Source organism: Polaromonas sp. JS666, assembly GCF_000013865.1.
Lineage (GTDB): Bacteria > Pseudomonadota > Gammaproteobacteria > Burkholderiales > Burkholderiaceae_C > Polaromonas.
On sequence record NC_007948.1, the window covers coordinates 1,663,233 to 1,682,504 of the forward strand.

A 19,272-nucleotide genomic window follows, 5' to 3' on the forward strand; every position below is an offset into this window, starting at 1 on the left:
TGCCCCCCAACCAGGAGGCACCCGTCCGTTCATGCACGTTCCCACTAACCACGAAGAATCACCATGCTCACTAAAAAACGCACCCTTCAAGCCTGCGTGCTCGCATTGGCATTGGGCGTCATTGCGGCGTCCCCGATTCGCGCTGGCGAGCCTGTCATGCTGATGCATGTCCACGGGCTGTCCTACAGCGCTGACGGCAAGCAGCTCCTGATCCCCAGCCACCATGGCCTGGCCGTGTACGCGGACGGGCGCTGGTCCAAGGCCGCAGGGCCGGCGCACGACTACATGGGCTACTCCGCCACGCGCGACGCGTTGTACAGCAGCGGGCACCCGGCACCGGGTTCCGGACTGACCAACCCTTTCGGCCTGATCAAGAGCCGCGACGGCGGCAAGAACTGGCAGCAGTTGGGGCTCACGGGCGAATCGGACTTCCATATGCTGGCGACCAGCTACGCGACCAACGCGGTGTACGTGCTCAATCACCAGCCGAACTCCCGCATGAGCCAGGCCGGCATCTACCACACACTAAACGATGGCCTGAAGTGGACGCGCGCCGCCGCCAGGGGGCTGGGTCCCAAGCTCAACAGCCTGGTCGTGCACCCCACGGACGCCAAAGTCGTCGCTGCCGGCATGGACGACGGGCTGTATCTGTCCCGGGATTCGGCCGAGAGCTTCGAGCGGCTGGCGGGTGGCCAGCGCGTACTCGCCCAAAGCTTCGACCTGGACGGTCAGCATCTGTGGTTCAGCACCCATGCAGGCAAGGCGGCGCTGGCGAGGATCGCATTGAAGGCCGGTTCCAAGGCAGAGGAGGTCACTGTCCCGGCACTGACGGAGGACGCCGTGGCCTACATCGCGCAGAACCCCGTCCGGCGATCCGAGATCGCCATCGCGACCTTCAAACGAAGCGTGTTTCTCAGCAAGGACCAGGGGCGGACCTGGACGCAGATCGCGAAGGACGGAACAACGCATCAGTGATTCAAAGAACGACCCTGCACTCAGGATCGTTGTGATCGTGCTGGCGCCCATGGGTGACGTAGATGGCCGGCGACGGCATCAACGACGCGCTGGCTCTGGCCGAGGCATATGCCGGTGTCGCCCTGGGCGGTACGGGCACGGATGTGGCGATGAACAGTTCGCAGGTGACGTTGGTCAGGGGAGATCTGCGCGATGTTGCTACGGCTCGCGAGTTATCCCAAGCGACCATTGCCAACATCAAGCAGAACCTGGGGTTCACCTTCGTTTACAACTCCCTCGGCGCGCCCTTGGCCGCGGGCCTGCTTTTCCCCTTTACAGGTGGGCTGTTGTCACCCATGATTGCTGTTTTGGCGATGAGTCCAGGTTCAGCATGGGTCATCGCTAACGCACTGCGTTTACGCTGTCCAGGCTGGTCAGCAGGCCAGACAAGCGGAAAGTGAAAGTGTTATCACCGTGCCAAAGCCGATTCAAGAACCATTCAGCAGCGCTACCTCGCTTTTTTGCACAAATTTGAGCCGCAGTGCCTTCTCGCTCTTGTTGATGGCTTGCGCATTGTGCAGCCAAAGCGCGCAAGCCGTGCCCAGCAGTGTTTATCTCGATGAGCTGACCTGGACGGAAGTCCGTGACACCCTGCGCGCGGGAGCGACAACCATCATCATTCCCGTCGGTGGCACCGAGCAAAGCGGCCCCCACATGGCCTTGGGAAAGCACAATGTTCGAGTTCAGGCGCTCGCTGGGCGCATAGCTGACAAACTGGGCAATACACTGGTGGCGCCGGTCGTTTCCTACGTCCCTGAGGGCCGTGTGTCTCCGCCTTCCGGTCATATGAGGTTTGCCGGCACCATATCGGTCCCTGACGATGCATTCGTTGCAGTGCTGTCGGGTGCCGCCCGCAGCCTGAAGCAGCACGGCTTCCTCCATATTGTGTTCATCGGTGACCATGGGGGCTATCAGAACCTTTTGAAGGAGGTGGCCCAACGCCTGAACCGCGAATGGACCACTTCAAAAACACGAGCACACTATATTTCTGCCTACTATCGCGCAGCGGATGAGGATTTTGCGCAGGCATTGCGAGCGCGTGGCCTGCCCAGCAATCAAATTGGAACCCATGCGGGACTGGCAGACACCTCCCTCATGCTGGCCATAGATCCCGGCCGTGTGAGAACCGGGCAACTGAACGGTTCTGCCATGACGGGACCATCCTCTGGTGTCTCGGGCGATCCCGCAGGATCAAGTGCGCTGTTGGGCCGCATTGGCACAGACATGATCGTGGACAAGAGCGTTCAATCGATTCGCGAGGCAATTACGGCCCGTCCCTAGCGACACATCATTTTTCAACTCACAAAACTTTATCTGACATGCACTTCTTTAAAACTCCAGCGATCGCAGCCGCGCTCGCGATCCTTCTGTCCTTTGCCCAGACTGAACACGCAAGTGCACAGGCTGGTGTGCAGGCAAACACTGCTGCAAATGGCCCAGGGATGCCTGCAGTGCCAGACCGGAACAACCTCTATAGCGAAACGGTCGCCGGACGCTTTTCCGCGGCGGTGTCCGGAGCACTGGAGAGGGTATATGTTCCCAATCGATCGGCCAATACCGTAACCGTTATTGATCCGGGCACGCTGAAAGTGGTCGACACGCTCAAGGTGGGCGTGCACCCGCAACACATAGTTCCCTCCTGGGATCTGAAAACCTTATGGGTGGCCAACAACGCAGAAGGAAGAACAGACGGCAGCCTGACGCCGATCGACCCGCGTACAGGCAAAGTCGGTCCCTCGATTCCCGTGGATGATCCGTACAACCTGTACTGGTCGCTGGATGGCCGCTATGCCATCGTGGTCGCTGAAGCCTTCAAAAGGCTGGATTTCCGCGACCCCCAAAGCATGAAGCTGGAATTCTCAATCAGCACACCGGCATGTGCGGGCATCAATCATGCGGATTTCTCGATGGACGGGCGTTATGCCGTATTTACCTGCGAGTTCGGCGGCGCGATTACCAAGATCGACCTGGCTACCCGTCGAATCGTGGAGACGATCAAACTCAGCGCTTATTTCAATCGCCCCGACGTGCTCGCGTTGTTGGCCAAACCAGGCAAGAAACCGATGCGCGTGCCGGACCCCAGCAACCCTGAAGCCAGGGTCAACACCAAATTAGGCATGCCCCAGGACATTCGAATGTCCCCAGACGGTAAAACGCTCTTCATTGCGGACATGATCTCCGATGGCGTGCATGTGGTGGACTTTGAATCATTTCGACAGGTTGGCTTTATTTCCACCGGCGTCGGTGCGCATGGGCTATACCCGAGCCGCGATGGGAAGAGTCTGTATGTCGCCAACCGGGGCAGCAACAAGATTCGCGGTGACGCTAAAGGCAAGGGCGGCGTTTCGGTGATCGACTTCGCGACCCGAAAAGTGACGGCCACCTGGGTGGTGCCCGGAGGAGGAAGCCCGGATATGGGAAATGTCAGCGCTGATGGCAAATATCTTTGGCTGTCCGGTAGATACGACAATGAGGTTTACCGTTTTGACACCAGCACGGGCGCAGTAGACAAAGTCAAAGTTGGCCGCGAGCCGCACGGCTTGACTGTGTGGCCGCAGCCCGGCCGGTATTCATTGGGCCACACGGGCAACATGCGTTAATTTTCTCGCCCATGCGGGCCTTGGATGCGACACTTTTTTCTGTCGATTGTCCCGGGAAAGCCCAATCCGTCACTCGCCGGTGTTGGACAACGAGGGTATCGAGGTCGTCCAGCCAGTGCTCTTGAGGCTGCCCAGCCCGTCCTTCGGGATCTACGCCACGGTTTCAGCCTTCAGCATGTGGCCATGCGATCCGGCACCGTCGTTGAGCGCCATGCGGATGAATTGCATGTATTCGCCCACGGTGGCGTACAGCCCGTGGTCGCCGCAGTCCATTTCGGGCGGCTGCGGCAGCATCAGGTCGGGTCGCGGCGTGAGCTTGCCGTCGGCAGCGCGGCCGTGGATCGTCACGTGGCGCGGCTTCATCGAATCGGTCATCGTCAAGGCGATGTCCTGCATGGCCAGCGGTGCAAGGATGCGCTCCTTCATCACCTCGCCGGGGCGCTTGCCACGCTGCTGCTCAATAATGCGGCCCAGCCAGTCGATGTTGCCATTCAGACGGGCCAATGATAGGCACGGATGCTTTCTACAAACAGCCTTGAAGCAGGTGCCCGCTGGCGGCCGCGCACGTCGGCTATCAGCACAGCACGCTCAACCGGCGGATCGACCAGTGGACGTTGCTGTAATCCGCTCAGGCGCACTGAATATTCCGGCATGAAAGCGAAGCCGAGCCCGGCCAGCACCATGGATTCGACCCAGTCCTCGCGCTCGCTGCGAAATGCGGCGTACAGCTCGACCTTGCGCTGTCCGCACGCGGCCATGACTGCCTCGCGCAACTCGCAGGCGAGCCGGTCCACATAGTCTTCCCCGGCAAGGTCATTCAAGGCGATGCCCTCCAGGCGCTCAAGGCGGTGGCCCGGCGGAAACACGACGACGTAACGCTCCCGGTAGAGCGGTTCAGAGCGGAAGGTGTCGCCCAGGCCCTTGGGCGTGCTCACCACCGCGAGATCGAGATCACCGCGCTCCAGGTCATGCAGCAGCCCGGGCAGCGTGGCGTCGCGTACCGTGAGCTCTATGCCAGGGTTGTCTTGATGAAAGTGTTGAAAAAAGCGGGACATCCTGGTCGGACCAATCGTGGTCATGACGCCGATCCGTAGCGGAGCCTGGCGCAGCAGCGTGAAGTCGCGCGCTATCTCGCGCGCGGTCTGCGTCCCCACCAGCACCTGCTCGAGGTGCGGTTTCACCATACGGCCAAGCTCGGTCAACACCAGGCGCTTGCCTTCGCGGTACAGAAGTGGCGCACCGATTTCGGTTTCGATCTTTTTGATGGCCGCTGTCAATGCCGGCTGCGAAACATCGCAGGCCTGTGCGGCGCGGGAGAAGCTGCCATGCTCATGGATGGCGAGGAAATAGCGAATCTGCTGCAGTTCCACGATGCCTCCCGTCAGTACGAGTGAATATACCCCTCCAGCGTCCCTCCAGCGGGGCAGTCATTGCTTATGGATGCATAAGCGCTAGCGGCTTCCCCGCGCCCAGGCTGAAGCCTAGACTGAATCCGGGGTTCTTCCCCGTCAACAGGAGAACACGATGCAAGTCTATATGGTAGAGCGCTCACTCAAGGGCATACAGATGAACGATCTTGCTGCCGCGCAGAAGAGGGCGATCAGCACCGGCGTGGAAATGACCCAAGCGGGTATTCCGGTGCGGTATATCCGCAGTACATTCGCACCCGATAGCGGCCGTTGCATGTGCCTGTTCGAGGCCAACGACGCCGAGCAGGTGAAGAAGCTGAACGAGACGGCGAACATTCCGTTTGACAATATTGTTCCGGCGCTTGATTTGACGCCGTAGCCATCGCGCATCCGGATGCCGCTGCGCTGTGTGGTCGTGTTGCGACGGGCCAGAGGAGTATCTTCCAATTCAGGTAAGAGCCTGAGAGGCCGGTTTGGGTCGATCATTTTCCGCGTGGTGATCCCGCTGAACGCGCCCGTGAACGGTAAGGCTGAGGCCGAAACCACGGGCCTCCAGCGATTGACCTTTGGTTTGCTGGGGGCTGGTCACCGTGGGGTTGCCAGCATTCATCGCTCTGTGTGATGTACAAGGTGCGAGTCAGTAACAGCCAGCCCGCAAGGGCATCCTGAAAACGCTCTGTCGCCTGGCGCGTTATTTTTTTAGCGCTCCCTGGCCATTGATGATTGAAAGCTCCACGCCTCCCCAGCCCTGGCGTTTGACTGGCGTGTATTTGACATAGAGTCCACCCAGATCGAACTCACCCAGGTTCGTCAATGCCGCCAGGACTTTCGCTCGTGTGGGTTGACTGCCTGCCCGGTGCACTGCTTCTGCGGCTATCTTGGCGCCCAGGTAGCCCTCAAGGCTGGAGAAGGAGAGTGGCTGTCCTGCCGCATATTTATTCATGTCCGTCAGGTATTCGTTGATGACGGCCTTGCTTGGAATGAAGGGGTAGGGAACCGCCTGGCTCAACACGATACCCCGCGCCTTGTCTGCGCCAACGGCGTTGACCAGCGCGTCGTGCAACAGTACAGACAGCCCATAGACCTGGGTAGCGCCACCCGGTGCCTCGCGGAAGGCCCTGATGAATTCAGAGGCGGGTTTGCCGGCGGCCAGCACCAGGACTGCTTTCGGCTGGGACTTCGACACTGCTGCAACCGCCGCTTTAACGCTGGCGTCAAATGCTGCGGGACTGACATCAATCACTTGATGGGTAGCGATTTTCAGGCCTTGTGCATTGGCCTGCTGGATTGCCAGTTGGGCCAGGGGCGGTCCAAAAGCAATGTTCATGTTGACGATCGCGACTTCGTTCTTGTCCCAACTCTTTGCTTCCTTGAGCAAGGCAGTGACTTCGTCCGCGTAACCACTGCGCAGAGGAAATACATTTCCGGCGCTGATCACATGCTTGTCACCCTGAAGCGGTGTGATCAACGCGATGCCCGCCTTCACGGGCAAATCCTGTTTGGCCATTTCAGCCAGCCCTGCGCTGTTGAGGAAGCCCAGCAGGCCAACAATGGAGGGGTCGGCAACCAGCTGCTGGGTCAGTTCCAGCATTTTCGGGCCCTGCAGGTCATCGTCAAGCGTCACCAGCTTGAGCTTGTTGCCCGCGATGCCGCCTTTGGCGTTGACTTTGGCGAAGTAAGTCTGGATGCCAACGGCAAGGCCCTTGGCGTTGGCTGCCGACGCCGGGTTGGTTTGCGATGCAACCTGCCCAAAAACAATCTCCTGCGCAGCGTGGCCGGCGCTGGAAAAACTGCAGAGTGTGGCGAGAAGAAGCCGGGCGAGGAGAGGCGAGGAGATTTTTTTCATGCCAATGTTTTTTTGAATTCAGGAAAATGGCCAGAGCATGCAAGCGAAGGCTCGCATGCTCAAACCCCCAGATACAGCTCAAGCAGTTCAGGCCTGGCGTGCAGCTCGTCGGAGGAGCCCTCGAACACCACCTGGCCCTTGACCAGGATCACATTGCGGTCGGTGATCTGCGTGACATGCTTCCAGTTCTTGTCCACGATGACGCTGGAGATGCCTGTTTCCCGCACGATCTGGCAGATGCGCCAGATGTCCCGGGCAATCAGCGGCGCCAGGCCCTCGGTGGCCTCATCCAGGATCAGCACATCCGGATTGGTCATCAGCGCCCGGCCAATCGTCAGCATCTGCTGCTCCCCGCCCGACAGCTGCTGGCCGCCATGGCCCAGGCGCTCCTTCAGGCGCGGAAACGTCTCCAGCACCCGCTCATAGGTCCAGTCGCGCTGGCCCCGCGTGCCCGCGCGCGCCGCCATCTTCAGGTTCTCCACCACACTCAGGTTGCCAAAGATGCCCCGGCCCTCCGGCACATAGGCCACGCCCAGCCGCGACACCTCATACGGCGCCCGGCCCAGCATCGGCCGGCCCATGATGTCGATCGAGCCCGAGCGCGGCCTGACCAGCCCCATCAGGCTCTTGAGCAAGGTGCTCTTGCCCATGCCATTGCGCCCCATCAGGCCAATCGTCTCACCGCGCGCCACCCGGAAGTTGATGCCGCGCAGGATGTGGCTGGCCCCGTAGTAGGTGTGGATCTCTTTCGCATCAATCAACAGATTTGTCATAAAGTCTCCAGCCGGCCGCAGCGCCGGGCCGCCCCAAGCAAGGCCAGCCCCCTCGGGGGGCAGCGAAGTACACGAAGTGACGAGCGTGGGGGCCATATCATGCGTGTTCCTCCCCCAGGTAGGCCGCCTGCACCCCGGCATCGGCCCGGATCTGCGCCGGCGTGCCAGTGGCGATCACCTGGCCGTTGACCATCACCGTCAGCTGGTCGGCCAGCGCAAACACCGCATCCATGTCATGCTCGACCAGCAAGATGCCGTGCTCTTGTTTCAGCGCCAGCAGCAGCGCCACCATGCGCTCGGCCTCCGCCACGCCCATGCCGGCCAGCGGCTCGTCCAGCAGCAGCACCTGCGGCTCGGTGGCCAGCGTCATCGCGATCTCCAGCTGGCGCTGCTCGCCGTGGCTGATGGTGCCGGCGATGCTGTGCTGGCGGCTGTGCAGCCCGGCCAGCGCCAGCGCCCGATCGGCCCGCTCGTTGATGGCCGCAAAACGGCTGGCACGGCTGAGCCAGCGTGCCGCCCGCGGCTGGCGCGACTGCGCGGCCAGCCGCACGTTCTCCCAGACCGTGAAGGGCAGGAAGATGTTGGTCTTCTGGTAGCTGCGCCCCAGGCCCTTGTTTGAAATCTTCTCCGGGCTCCAGCCCGTCACGTCGTGCTCGCCCAGCAGGACCGTGCCCGAGGTCGGCGGCAGATCGCCCGACAGCAGGTTGGTCAGCGTCGACTTGCCCGCGCCATTGGGGCCGATCACCGCATGGATGTGGTTGCGCCAGAGATCGACAGAGACATCGTTGACCGCCGCCAGGCCGCCAAAGCGCTTGGTCAGGTGCTGCGCCGACAGCAGTAGTTCAGCCATGGTCCGCTCCCTGTTTCTGGACCAGGACCTGTTTCTGGTCCTGTTTCTGGTCCTGGCTGTCTTTGCTGTCTTGGCTGTTCCTGGCAAAGCGCTCCACCAGCCCGAGCAGGCCGCGCGGCGCAAATACCACCACCGCCACGATGAACAGACCCATCCACAGCTGCCAGTGCTTGCCCAGGTTCACGCTGCCGCCCCCCAAGCCTACCACCCCCCCGGCATCGACGGTGGGCAGGTCCTTGAACACATGCAGCAGGTACTCGAAGGCAAAGGCGCCCACAATGGCGCCGGCAAAGTTGCCCATGCCGCCCAGGATCACCATCATGATGGCGTGCGCGCTCATGTGAAAGCCCATCAGCTCCGGGTTGATGTAGCCGGTCTGCGCGCCCCACAGGTAGCCGGCCAGCCCGGCCAGGCTGCCGGCCAGCGTGAAGGCCGCCAGCTTGTAGCCGAAGGTGCCGTAGCCCATGGCCCGCATGCGGTGCTCGTTGACGCGGATGCCGGCCAGCGCCCGGCCGAACGGGCTCCACAGCAGGCGCCGCAAAAAGGCATAGACCGCCAGCAAGGTGGCCAGCGTGAAGTAGTACAGCGTGCGCTTGCCGTCCAGATCAAAGGGCGTCCAGCCGAAGAGCTCGGCGCTGGGCTTGAAGTTGATGTACAGCCCGTCCGAGCCGCCCAGCACCTTGTTGTCAAAGAACAGGTAAAACACCATCTGGGCAAAGGCCATGGTGACCATGATGAAGTAGATGCCGTGGGTGCGCACCACAAAAAAGCCGATCACCAGCGCCGCCAGGCCCGAGGCCAGCACGGCCACGGGCAGGGTCCACCACAGGCTGACGGGCTCGCCCTGCGGGGTGAGGAAGGCCAGGGCGTAGCCGGCAATGCCGAAGAAGGCGGCGTGACCCAGCGAGACCAGGCCGGTCACGCCCTGCAGCAGGTCCAGGCTCATCGCAAAAATTGCCATGATCATCATGCGCGTGACCATCTGGGTGTAAAAGTCGGTGCCGGCAAAGGGAAAGGCCACGAGGGCGATCAGCCCCAGCACGAGCGCCACCTGCACGCCGCGCGGCAGGACTTCGAGGTTGGATTTTTGTGCGCTCATTGCTTGAACAGCCCTTCAGGTTTCCACAGCAGAACGCCGGCCATCAGCATGTAGACCAGCATGCCGGCCACGGAGGGCAGCAAGACCTTGCCAAAGGTATCGACCAGCCCGACCAGCAGGGCGGCAATCAGGGCGCCGCGCACCGAGCCGATGCCGCCGATCACGACGACGACAAAACACATGATGAGCACCTGCGAGCCCATGTTGGGGTAGACGCTGGCGATCGGTGCGGCGATCATGCCGGCGACGGCCGCCAGGCCGACGCCCAGGGCAAACACCACGGCATGGATGCGCTTGATGTTGATGCCCAGCGATTCGGCCATCTCGCGGTTGAAGGCGCCGGCGCGTATCTTCATGCCCAGGCGGGTCTTGGAGATCAGCCCATACAGGCCCAGCGCCAGCGCGATGCAGACGCCGGCCATGAACAGGCGATACACCGGGTAGGACAGGTTCTCGGTCAGCGGGATGGAGGCGCCGAGCAGCTCGGGAATGGTCACGCCGTGCACGTCGTCGCCCCACAGGATGGAGCGCAGCTCTTCGAAGATGTAGATCAGCCCGAAGGTCAGCAGCACCTGGTCGAGGTGGTCGCGCTGATAGAAGTGGCGAAACAGCAGCCATTCGAGTGCCAGGCCAAAGATGACCGAGAGCACGGCGCCCACGACAATGGCCAGCGTCAGGCTGCCGAACTGGGCGCTGAGCGACCAGGCCAGATAAGCGCCCAGCATGTAAAAGCTGCCGTGCGCCAGGTTGACCACGCCCATGATGCCGAAGATCAGGGTCAGGCCGGCGGCCAGCATGAACAGCAGCAGCCCGTACTGCACGCTGTTGAGCAGCTGGATGAGGAAGTTGGCTAAATCCATAAATCGGTCATGTCAAGTCGTCATGCCAGATCACAGGCGGCAACCGCGCGCAGGATCCGCCAGCCCCTTGGCGGCGACACTGACCATTTTGTTTTCCTTGTTCTCGACTTTGCGCAGGTAGATGTCCTGCACCGGGTTGTGCGCCTTTGACAGGGTGAACGCGCCACGCGGGCTGTCGATCTTTGCCTGCTCCATGCCCTTGATGAGCACCTCGCGCTTGCTGAAGTCGCCGCCAGCGGCTTTCAGTCCGGCCGCCAGCATTTGCGCCGCGTCGTAACCCTGGACCGCGTACACATCGGGCTGCAGCTTGTAGGTCTTGGCGTAGCTGAGACGGAAGGCGCGGTCTTTCGGCGTGTCGAGGCCATCGGCATAGTGCAGGGTGGTGAGCAGGCCCGTGGCCGCGTCTCCCTGCGCCTCCAGCGTGCCGTCGGTCAGAAAGCCTGCGCCGTACAGAGGAATCTTGCCCTTGAGGCCGGCGGCGGCATAGTCCTTGACAAACTTGACGGCACCCGCACCCGCAAAAAACGTGTAGACGGCATCGGGCTTCGCCGCGGCGATTTCGGCCAGCAAGGCCTGGAATTCCACCGTCGGGAAAGGCACGCTCAGCTCCTTGGTGACCTTGCCGCCTTTGGCTTCAAAGCCCTCCTTGAAGCCCTTGACCGACTCCTCGCCGGCTGCATACTTCCAGGTGATGGTGACGGCGCTCTTGTGTTTGCGCTCGGCGGCCACCAGTCCCATGGCGTAGGCCGGTTGCCAGTTGGTGAACGAGGTGCGAAAGATGTTGGGTGCGCACAAAGACCCGGTGATCACGTCTGCCCCCGCATTCGGAATGATGAGCAGGGTCTTGGTGTCTTTCGCCACCTTGGCCATGCCCATGGCAACGCCGGAGTGCACGGTGCCAATCAACACATCCACCTTGTCGCGCTGAACCAGCTTGTTGGCGTTTTCGATGCCCTTGGACGGCTCGGACTCATCGTCGACCTTGAAGAACTCGATCTTCTTGCCGGCGAGCGCGCCACCCTGTTCCTGCACAAACAGCTTGAAGCCGTTTTCGATGGCCACGCCGAGCTGGGCAAAGGTGCCGGTATAGGGCAGCATCAGGCCGACCTTGATGGTGTCGCTGCTCTGCGCCTGGGCGACTGAGGCAGCGAGCAAGGCACAGGACAGGGCCAAGAGGGAAGGGGTAGAAAGTTTTTTCATTGGTATGTCTCCGTTGGATTGGGCGAATAAGGGGCAAATACAGGGGGCAAGCAAGGGGCGAACGAGGAATGCGGAAAATGCGGGGAATTCGGGTCTACGCCGCAGAGGCGGCAACGCAGGGGTGTTGATCGATGAATTCCGTGACGGCGCGGATCAATGCTGCAGGCTGGTCGCGATGGGGCGAGTGCCCGCATTGCGCGAGTTCGAGCAGCTGCGTTTGTGGCAGACGGCGGGCAATGCCGTGGATATGTTCCAGCGTGCCGTATTCGTCGTCCACCCCTTGCACGGCAAGAATCGGGCAGGTGATGGAAGTCAGCTCGGCCTCGATGGTCCAGTTGGGAAAGCTGGGGTCCAGCCAGATGTCGTTCCACCCTTTGAAGGCGGAATCAACATCGTCGTGGTAGCGCGCCAGTTTCTCTTTGAGGCCAGTCGTGGCATAGGCTTCGCGGGCGATGCGGATGCTTGCCAGGCCATACTCTTCAACCATCAGGTGGGGAGCGACAACCACCAGGCCCGCTACCGAGTCTGGAAAGCGCGATGCGTACAGCAATGCAATGGAGCCGCCATCGCTGTGGCCCAGCAGCCAGGGTTTCTCCCTGACGTTCAGTGCTTCCAGCAGGGCGGGCAGAACCTCGTGTGCCTGTGCGTGCATGAAGTCGGCGTTCCAGCGCTCAGCGGCTGCGCGCGGCGTCGAGCGTCCATAGCCGGGGCGCGAATACACCAGGCCGCGAACATCGGCCGCATCACACAGCGCCTGCGGGAAGTCCTTCCACATGGCCACCGATCCCAGCCCTTCGTGCAAGAACACGATCAGGGGGCGATCCTGCTTCTCTGCGTTGACCCATTGATGCTCGATACGCACCGGCCGACCTGCCCAGTCGATGTCGACGAATTCGGTGGCGCTCATGGTTGTTTGAAGTGGCTGCGCTGCACTCATGCCTTGCGCTCCAGTTCCCGCAAGCGAAAGCGCTGGATTTTTCCCGTTGCCGTTTTCGGCAGTTCGGTCATGAACTCGATGAAACGCGGGTACTTGTAGGGCGCGAGCCGCTCTTTCACAAAAGCTTGCAGGGTGGCCTCGTCGACCTGATGGCCTGGTTTGACCACGACAAAGGCCTTCGTCTTGGTCAAGCCTTTTTCATCTTCCTTGCCGATCACGGCGCACTCCAGCACTGCCGGGTGCTGCACCAGCGTGGCCTCGACCTCGAACGGCGACACATAAATGCCGCTGACCTTGAGCATGTCGTCACTGCGGCCCGAGTAGGTGTAAGTGCCGTCGGCGTTGCGCACGTATTTGTCGCCGCTCTTGGTCCACGCACCCTGAAAGGTCTCGCGCGATTTCTCGCGGTTGCCCCAGTACATGAGTGCCGAACTTGGGCCGTGGATGTAGAGGTCGCCGGTTTCGCCATCGGGCACCGGGCGGCCGTCGTCGTCCCGCAGCTCGACCTCATACCCTGGCACGGGCCAGCCCGTGGTGCCATAGCGCACCTGTCCCGGGCGGTTGGACAGGAAGATATGCAGCATTTCGGTCGAACCCAGGCCGTCGATGATCTCGACCCCGAAGTGGGCCGTGAACCGCTCGCCCAGTTCGCTGGGCAAGGCTTCGCCGGCCGAGGAGACCAGGCGCAGCGCAATGTCTGTTTTAGCCGGCAGGGCAGGCGAGGCCAGCATGCCGGCAAAACCGGTGGGCGCACCGAAGAATACGGTTGGACGCATGCCGCCCACCTCGCCGCGCCAGCGTTTGAACGTGGCCTCCGGTGTTGGCCGCTCGGCCATCAGGATCGTGGTGGCGCCCACGCTCAAGGGAAAACTCAGCGCATTGCCCAGGCCATAGGCAAAGAAAAGTTTGGCCGCCGAGAAGCAGACATCCTGCTCGGTGAGGCCCAGCACCGGCGTGCCATAGAGCTCGGCGGTCCAGTAAGGATTGCCGTGGCTGTGCAGCGTGCCTTTGGGTCTACCGGTGGAGCCGGAGGAATAGAGCCAGAAGCCGGGGTCGTCCGGGCTGGTGCCCGCCGGTTCGGCCAGTGGCGCGTGTTGTTCCATCAAGGTGTCGAGTGCCACGGCGCCCTCGGGCAAGGCCGCGTCCGGGCGTGAGACGATCACGGTTTTGAGCTCGTGGCCACCCTGGACCATGGCCGCCTGCAGCGTGGGCAGCAAGGCCCCGGACACGATGGCCGCCTGTGCCCGGCTGTGTTGCAGCATGTAGGCGTAGTCGTCGGCGGTGAGCAGTGTGTTGACGGCCACCGGCACGATGCCGGCGTACATGGCGCCCAGAAAGCTCACCGGCCAGTCGCTGCAGTCGTGCATCAGCAGCAGCACGCGCTCTTCGCGGCGCACGCCCGAGGCCAGCAGCGCTGCAGCCAGACGGCGAATGTGCCCGGCCAGATCGCCGTAGCTCAGGGTGCCCTGGTCGTCAATGTAGGCTGGTTTGGCGGGTCGGGCCAGGTTGCGCTCGATCAGGTGGTGGGCAAAGTTAAAGCGCGCGCCGGGCGGCGCGACGGGGAGGGTGGGGGTCAAGTCTGTCTCCTTGATTTTTGCAGGGCAGTCGGCGGTGCTTAGAGGGTTTTGAGCACGGCGGTGCTGGCTTGCACCGCGCTGCGGCGGTGGTAGAAGTTCAGGGCACGCACGCCACCGAGTTCCTCTCCGCCGCCCGCGCGCCCGGGGCCACCGTGGAGCGACTGCGGCATCACATTGCCATGGCCGGTGTGCAGTTGCGCCACATCGGGCGAGATCACATGCACGCGGCCGTGGCTGTCGGCCAGCTCCAGCGCGGTGGCGGCCAGCGCGGCCGGGTCGCTGCCATAGAGCGAGGCCACCAGCGAGCCGTGGCCGCGACGCACCAGAGTGAGCGCGTGAGCCATGTCGCTGGCGGCATGGCGATAAGGCATCAGGGTGGCCACCGGGCCAAACACTTCGGTGTCGTGGATGCGGTCCGCCGCGTCGGCATCGCGGGCGCCCAACAGCGTGGGCCCGACACAGCAAGCCACGGCGGGGTCGGCATCGACCAGCGCGTGCGTGCTGCCATCGTGCAGCAGCTCGGCTTGGGTTTGCAGGTGGGCCAGGCCCTCGCGGACGCTGGCCAGCTGCGCGCGGTTAACCAGCGCGCCCATGCGAACGGTTTCATTGCGCGGGTTGCCGACAACGGTTTTGGACAGGCGCGCGGCGATCGCCTCGGCCACCGGGCCATACAGGTCCTCGGGGACGAAGACGCGGCGAATCGCGGTGCATTTCTGGCCTGATTTGACCGTCATCTCGCGCACCACTTCCTTGACCAGCAAATCGAAGGCGGCGCTGCCAGCGGCTTCACCGGGCAGCAGCAGGGCCGAGTTGAGGCTGTCCGCTTCGATGTTGACGCGCACCGAGCGTTGCGTCACGGCGGGATGCGAGCGGATCACGGCTGCTGTTTCTGCCGATCCGGTGAACGACACGACGTCAAAAGGTTGCAGCGCGTCCATCAGGCCCGCAGAGCTGCCGCACACGACCGACAGTGCGCCGGCCGGGAAGATGCCGGCCTCGACCACGTCCTGCACCATGCGCTGGGTGAGCCAGGCTGTGGTGGTGGCGGGCTTGACGATCACCGGCACGCCGGACAGCAGCGCGGGCGCCGCCTTTTCCCACAGGCCCCAGCTCGGAAAGTTGAAGGCGTTGATGAACAGGGCGATGCCCCGCGTGGGCGTCAGCACATGTTGCGACTGGAACAGGTCTTCCTTGCCCAGCCGAGTCATCTCGCCGTCGAGCAGAAAGCGGCGGTCGCCCAGTGAGTCGCCGAGTTTTGCGTAGTTGCCGAGCGTGAAGATGCCGCCGTCGATGTCCACCGTCGAGTCGTTCTTGACGGTGCCGCTGTTGGCCGTGGCGATGTCATAGTAGGCATCGCGGTTCGCCTGCAGCACCTTGACGGCGGCGGCCAGCATCGCGGCGCGCTCGCGGTAGGTCAGGCGCTGCAGCGCTGCGCGGCCCTGCTCGCGTGCAAACGCAAAGCCTGCCGCGAGATCAAGCCCGGTGGCGTCCACGCGGACCAGCTCGGTGCCGAGGGTGGGGTCGAACAGGGGCGTGCCGGCGCCGCTACCGGCCTGCCAGCGGCCGCCGAGGAAGTTGGAAATCAGTTCAGTCATGCAATTCTTTCGTGAGGAGTAATCGTGACGCCGCCGGGCCGCCCCAAGGGAAATTAGCCCCCAAGGGGCTGGAGCCTGCGGCTCCGAACCTGCCTGCGCAGGTTTGGACAGGCGACAGAGGCGAAGCATCTGGCGAGCCGCGGCCTGCAAGGCCTCGCGCAGCACACGAAGTGGCAAGCGTGGGGGCCATATCAGCGGGTAAATTCAATGCGGCCCTCGGGCAGCAGGTAAAGCACGAGGGCGCGGCCGCTGGATACGGTGGGCCGGTGCGCGCTGCCCGGCGGGTAGACCAGCCAGCCAGCCGGGTGGCCATCAAACTGCGCATCGCCTTCGATCGGCATGATCAGGTCGATCTCGCCATTCGGATGGCTGTGGTGTGGCCCGGCGATGTCTTTCATGTCGACCACGTCGACCGAGAAACCGTGCAGGTCGGCGGAGGGTTTGAAGATGCGGCCGTAGCGGATGCCGCCGCCTTCGCGGTCACACAGCCAGCCCTCGGCAACCCCGGTTTCGCAGGCCTGTTTCAGGCGCTCGTAGGTGATACTGCCGGGGCCGTGTTCGGCATTCAGCCAGGCTTGCAGGCTGGCATCAAGAGGGCGCCCGGCCAGTTGAACCGTGAGTTCTGCGATGTTTTCTTGAAAGTGTGTGGGTGACATGTCCATCTCCGTGCTTGCAACTGCGCCGCGTTCAGGTGTAATATGAATTATTGTGCAAGACGAACAATAAATCTTCGAAAATCCCATGTCAAGCAATATATTGCATCAATCAGGGTTAACACTTAGCGAAGTGGCCACTGACTTTGAACCGGTGAAGACCGAGGCCGCGCAGCTGGATGGTGGGGCGGCGGCGGGTAAAAACCCGTTTCTGGTGGCGCTGGGGCGGCGGGTGGCGGCCTTGCGCGCGCGCCGCGGGCTCACGCGCAAGGCGGTGGCCCTGGCCGCCGATGTGTCCGAGCGCCACCTCGCCAACCTGGAATATGGCCTGGGTAACGCCTCAATACTGGTCCTGCTGCAGGTGGCCGGTGCGCTTCAGTGTTCCCTGGCCGAAATCATTGGCGACCGCACCACCACCTCGCCCGAGTGGTTGATGATCCGCGAGCTGCTCGAGCAGCGTGATGACGCGACGCTCAGGCGCGTGCGCATCGTGATCGGCGAAATGCTGGGAACCGGCGGCGGCAATGTCATACGCAGTCCGCGTATTGCATTGATTGGGCTGCGTGGCGCCGGCAAGTCCTCGCTGGGGCAGTTGTTGGCCGACGACCTGGGGTTCCCGTTTGTTGAACTGAGCCGGGAAATTGAAAAATTCGCGGGCTGCAGCGTGTCGGAAATCCAGGCGCTCTACGGCATGAACGCCTACCGCCGCTACGAGCGGCGCGCCCTGGAGGAAACCATCCAGATCTATCCGGAGGCGGTGATCGCCACGCCGGGCGGGCTGGTGTCGGATCCGGCGACGTTTAACCTTTTATTGAGCCATTGCACGACGGTCTGGCTGCAGGCCACGCCCGAGGACCACATGCGGCGGGTGATGGAGCAGGGAGACCTGCGCCCCATGGCCAACAGCAAGGAGGCGATGGAAGACCTGAAAGACATCCTGGCCGGTCGGGCACCTTTTTATTCCAAGGCGGAGTTCACCGTGAACACCAGCGCGCAGCCCCTGCTGCCGACTTCTGCTGCGCTGCGCGAACTGGTTCGCAATGCCCTTGACCTCCCGCTGGATGAAAAAATCAGGAAACATGCATAAAAGTGCTTGACGTCTTTCTGTTATAGGCATTATTATTCGTGTATGAATTCTGGTTCCTGCACTATTTTGCTTATTTTGAGGAGATGATGTGAACATTGACACTCGCGTTGACTATCAAACCAACCCCGGTCGCTATAAACACTGGGCACTGAAGTTTGAAGGGCCCGTCGCCACGCTGACGGCTGACTTTGACGAAAACGCAGGCCTGCGACCTGGCTACAAGCTCAAGCTCAACAGCTACGACCTTGGCGTTGATATTGAGCTCAATGATGCGATCAACCGCATTCGCTTCGAGCATCCGGAAGTCCGCACGGTGGTGGTGACCAGTGCCAAGGAGAAGGTCTTCTGCTCTGGCGCCAACATTTTCATGCTGGGTGTCAGCAGCCACTCCTGGAAGGTGAACTTCTGCAAATTCACCAACGAAACCCGCAACGGCCTGGAAGACTCCTCCAAATACAGCGGCCTGAAGTTCCTGGCCGCCGTCAATGGCGCATGTGCCGGTGGTGGCTATGAACTGGCGCTGGCCTGCGACGAAATCATCTTGGTGGATGACCGCTCCAGCGCGGTGAGCCTGCCCGAGGTGCCGCTGCTGGGCGTGCTGCCCGGCACCGGCGGCCTGACACGCGTCACCGACAAGAAGCATGTGCGCCACGACCTGGCCGATCTGTTCTGTACCAGCGTCGAAGGCGTGCGCGGCCAGAAGGCCAAGGACTGGCGCCTGGTGGACGACATCGCCAAGCCGCAGGTCTTTGCCCAGAAGGTGCGCGAGCGGGCGCTTGAATTGGCCGCCACCAGCGACCGGCCGGCCGATGGCAAAGGTGTCATGCTGTCACCGGTGGCGTGCGTGCTCGAGGCAGATGCACTGCGCTACCCGAATGTGACGGTCGAAATTGACCGCGCCAAGCGTACCGCCACCTGGACCGTCAAGGGCCCCACGGGTGCCCAGCCCACCGACGTGGCCGGCATCGAGGCCGCGGGCGCAGCCTGGTACCCGTTGCAGATGGCGCGCGAACTGGAAGATGCCATCCTGCAAATGCGCACCAACGAGCTGGACATTGGCACCTGGTTGATCGAGACCCAGGGCGATCCGGCTGCGGTGCTGGCAATGGACGCCACCTTGCTGGCCCATCAGAACCACTGGCTGGTGCGTGAAACGATTGGTTTGCTGCGCCGCACGTTCAGCCGTCTGGATGTGTCGTCGCGCAGCCTGTTTGCGCTGATCGAGCCAGGTTCCTGCTTTGCCGGTACCTTCCTGGAGCTGGCCCTGGCCTGCGACCGCAGCTACCACCTGGCGCTGCCCGACGACGAGTCTGGTGCGCCGAAGATCACCGTGGGCGAGGTCAACTTCAGCCTGTACCCGATGGTGACGGAACAGAGCCGCCTGGGCCGCCGTTTCTACAACGAGCAACCCGCGCTGGACGCTGTGCGCGCCAGCATGGGCCAGCCACTCGATGCCGACGCCGCGTTCGCCCTCGGCCTGGTCACGTCCAACCCGGACGACATCGACTGGACCGACGAAGTACGTATTGCCGTCGAAGAGCGCGTGTCGATGTCGCCCGATGCCCTCACCGGCATGGAGGCCAACCTGCGCTTCAACGGCCCTGAAAACATGTTCACCCGTGTCTTCGGGCGACTCACCGCCTGGCAGAACTGGATCTTCCAACGCCCCAACGCCGTCGGCGAAAAGGGCGCCCTGAAGGTCTATGGCAAAGGCGACAAGGCCCAGTTCGACTGGAACCGCGTCTAGACACACCAGCTCTCGTTGTGCGGCG

General features: G+C 62.5%; 18 protein-coding genes and 1 pseudogene. 7 read left to right on the forward strand and 12 right to left on the reverse strand.

Annotated elements, in window-relative coordinates:
• Positions 1 to 63 precede the first annotated feature (63 nt).
• The 4 genes and pseudogenes from BPRO_RS08015 to BPRO_RS08030 all read left to right on the forward strand — a co-directional run bounded on the left by BPRO_RS08015 (position 64) and on the right by BPRO_RS08030 (position 3,614).
• Positions 64 to 975, forward strand: coding sequence for a F510_1955 family glycosylhydrolase (locus tag BPRO_RS08015; protein WP_011482547.1), 912 nt, complete (start codon positions 64 to 66; stop codon positions 973 to 975).
• A gap of 62 nt (positions 976 to 1,037) precedes the next feature.
• Positions 1,038 to 1,415 (forward strand): annotated as a pseudogene (locus BPRO_RS08020) (copper-transporting ATPase); the annotation flags it as partial.
• Positions 1,416 to 1,428: 13 nt separating this feature from the next.
• Positions 1,429 to 2,295 (forward strand): creatininase family protein, encoded by an 867-nt coding sequence (locus BPRO_RS08025; RefSeq protein ID WP_232291514.1) that lies wholly within the window; start codon positions 1,429 to 1,431, stop codon positions 2,293 to 2,295.
• Between the two features lie 38 nt (positions 2,296 to 2,333).
• Positions 2,334 to 3,614, forward strand: coding sequence for a YncE family protein (locus BPRO_RS08030; RefSeq protein ID WP_011482549.1), 1,281 nt, complete (start codon positions 2,334 to 2,336; stop codon positions 3,612 to 3,614).
• Between the two features lie 150 nt (positions 3,615 to 3,764).
• Here BPRO_RS08030 and BPRO_RS08035 read toward each other — a convergent pair whose 3' ends face one another.
• On the reverse strand, positions 3,765 to 4,118 hold the full coding sequence (locus tag BPRO_RS08035; RefSeq protein WP_049764086.1) for a serine hydrolase: 354 nt from the start codon (positions 4,116 to 4,118) through the stop codon (positions 3,765 to 3,767).
• A complete protein-coding gene (locus tag BPRO_RS08040) occupies positions 4,106 to 4,984 on the reverse strand; it encodes a LysR family transcriptional regulator (protein ID WP_011482550.1) in 879 nt (292 codons plus the stop codon). The genes BPRO_RS08035 and BPRO_RS08040 overlap by 13 nt, the downstream gene beginning before the upstream one ends.
• Positions 4,985 to 5,138: 154 nt before the next feature.
• Here BPRO_RS08040 and BPRO_RS08045 point away from each other — a divergent pair, with 154 nt between their 5' ends.
• Positions 5,139 to 5,402, forward strand: a complete 264-nt coding sequence (locus BPRO_RS08045) for a DUF4242 domain-containing protein (protein WP_011482551.1) — start codon at positions 5,139 to 5,141, stop codon at positions 5,400 to 5,402.
• Between the two features lie 312 nt (positions 5,403 to 5,714).
• Here the strand turns inward: BPRO_RS08045 and BPRO_RS08050 are convergent, their stop codons facing one another.
• From BPRO_RS08050 to BPRO_RS08095, 10 genes are all read right to left on the reverse strand, one after another.
• Positions 5,715 to 6,869: an ABC transporter substrate-binding protein gene (locus BPRO_RS08050; RefSeq protein WP_011482552.1), complete on the reverse strand. Its 1,155-nt coding sequence runs from the start codon at positions 6,867 to 6,869 to the stop codon at positions 5,715 to 5,717.
• Positions 6,870 to 6,928: 59 nt separating this feature from the next.
• Complete coding sequence (locus BPRO_RS08055; RefSeq protein ID WP_011482553.1) at positions 6,929 to 7,642, reverse strand: ABC transporter ATP-binding protein; 714 nt, start codon at positions 7,640 to 7,642, stop codon at positions 6,929 to 6,931.
• Between the two features lie 97 nt (positions 7,643 to 7,739).
• A complete protein-coding gene (locus tag BPRO_RS08060; protein WP_011482554.1) occupies positions 7,740 to 8,492 on the reverse strand; it encodes an ABC transporter ATP-binding protein in 753 nt (250 codons plus the stop codon).
• Complete coding sequence (locus tag BPRO_RS08065) at positions 8,485 to 9,591, reverse strand: branched-chain amino acid ABC transporter permease (RefSeq protein ID WP_011482555.1); 1,107 nt, start codon at positions 9,589 to 9,591, stop codon at positions 8,485 to 8,487. The genes BPRO_RS08060 and BPRO_RS08065 overlap by 8 nt, the downstream gene beginning before the upstream one ends.
• A complete protein-coding gene (locus BPRO_RS08070) occupies positions 9,588 to 10,451 on the reverse strand; it encodes a branched-chain amino acid ABC transporter permease (protein ID WP_011482556.1) in 864 nt (287 codons plus the stop codon). The genes BPRO_RS08065 and BPRO_RS08070 overlap by 4 nt, the downstream gene beginning before the upstream one ends.
• A 30-nt stretch (positions 10,452 to 10,481) precedes the next feature.
• Entirely contained in the window at positions 10,482 to 11,651 is a 1,170-nt protein-coding gene (locus BPRO_RS08075) for an ABC transporter substrate-binding protein (RefSeq protein ID WP_011482557.1), read from the reverse strand.
• Between the two features lie 94 nt (positions 11,652 to 11,745).
• Positions 11,746 to 12,558 (reverse strand): alpha/beta fold hydrolase, encoded by an 813-nt coding sequence (locus tag BPRO_RS08080; protein WP_041388568.1) that lies wholly within the window; start codon positions 12,556 to 12,558, stop codon positions 11,746 to 11,748.
• Positions 12,559 to 12,584: 26 nt separating this feature from the next.
• A complete protein-coding gene (locus tag BPRO_RS08085; protein ID WP_011482559.1) occupies positions 12,585 to 14,165 on the reverse strand; it encodes a benzoate-CoA ligase family protein in 1,581 nt (526 codons plus the stop codon).
• A gap of 38 nt (positions 14,166 to 14,203) precedes the next feature.
• Positions 14,204 to 15,760: a 3,4-dehydroadipyl-CoA semialdehyde dehydrogenase gene (locus tag BPRO_RS08090; protein WP_011482560.1), complete on the reverse strand. Its 1,557-nt coding sequence runs from the start codon at positions 15,758 to 15,760 to the stop codon at positions 14,204 to 14,206.
• 191 nt (positions 15,761 to 15,951) lie between these two features.
• The gene (locus BPRO_RS08095; RefSeq protein ID WP_011482561.1) at positions 15,952 to 16,416 is read right to left on the reverse strand and encodes a DUF4863 family protein; all 465 of its coding nucleotides are present in this window, start codon (positions 16,414 to 16,416) and stop codon (positions 15,952 to 15,954) included.
• Positions 16,417 to 16,501: 85 nt separating this feature from the next.
• Between BPRO_RS08095 and BPRO_RS08100 the strand changes: the two genes are divergently transcribed.
• Positions 16,502 to 17,500, forward strand: coding sequence for a helix-turn-helix transcriptional regulator (locus BPRO_RS08100; protein ID WP_011482562.1), 999 nt, complete (start codon positions 16,502 to 16,504; stop codon positions 17,498 to 17,500).
• A gap of 88 nt (positions 17,501 to 17,588) precedes the next feature.
• Complete coding sequence (gene boxC, locus BPRO_RS08105) at positions 17,589 to 19,247, forward strand: 2,3-epoxybenzoyl-CoA dihydrolase (protein ID WP_011482563.1); 1,659 nt, start codon at positions 17,589 to 17,591, stop codon at positions 19,245 to 19,247.
• The last annotated feature ends 25 nt before the right edge of the window (positions 19,248 to 19,272 follow it).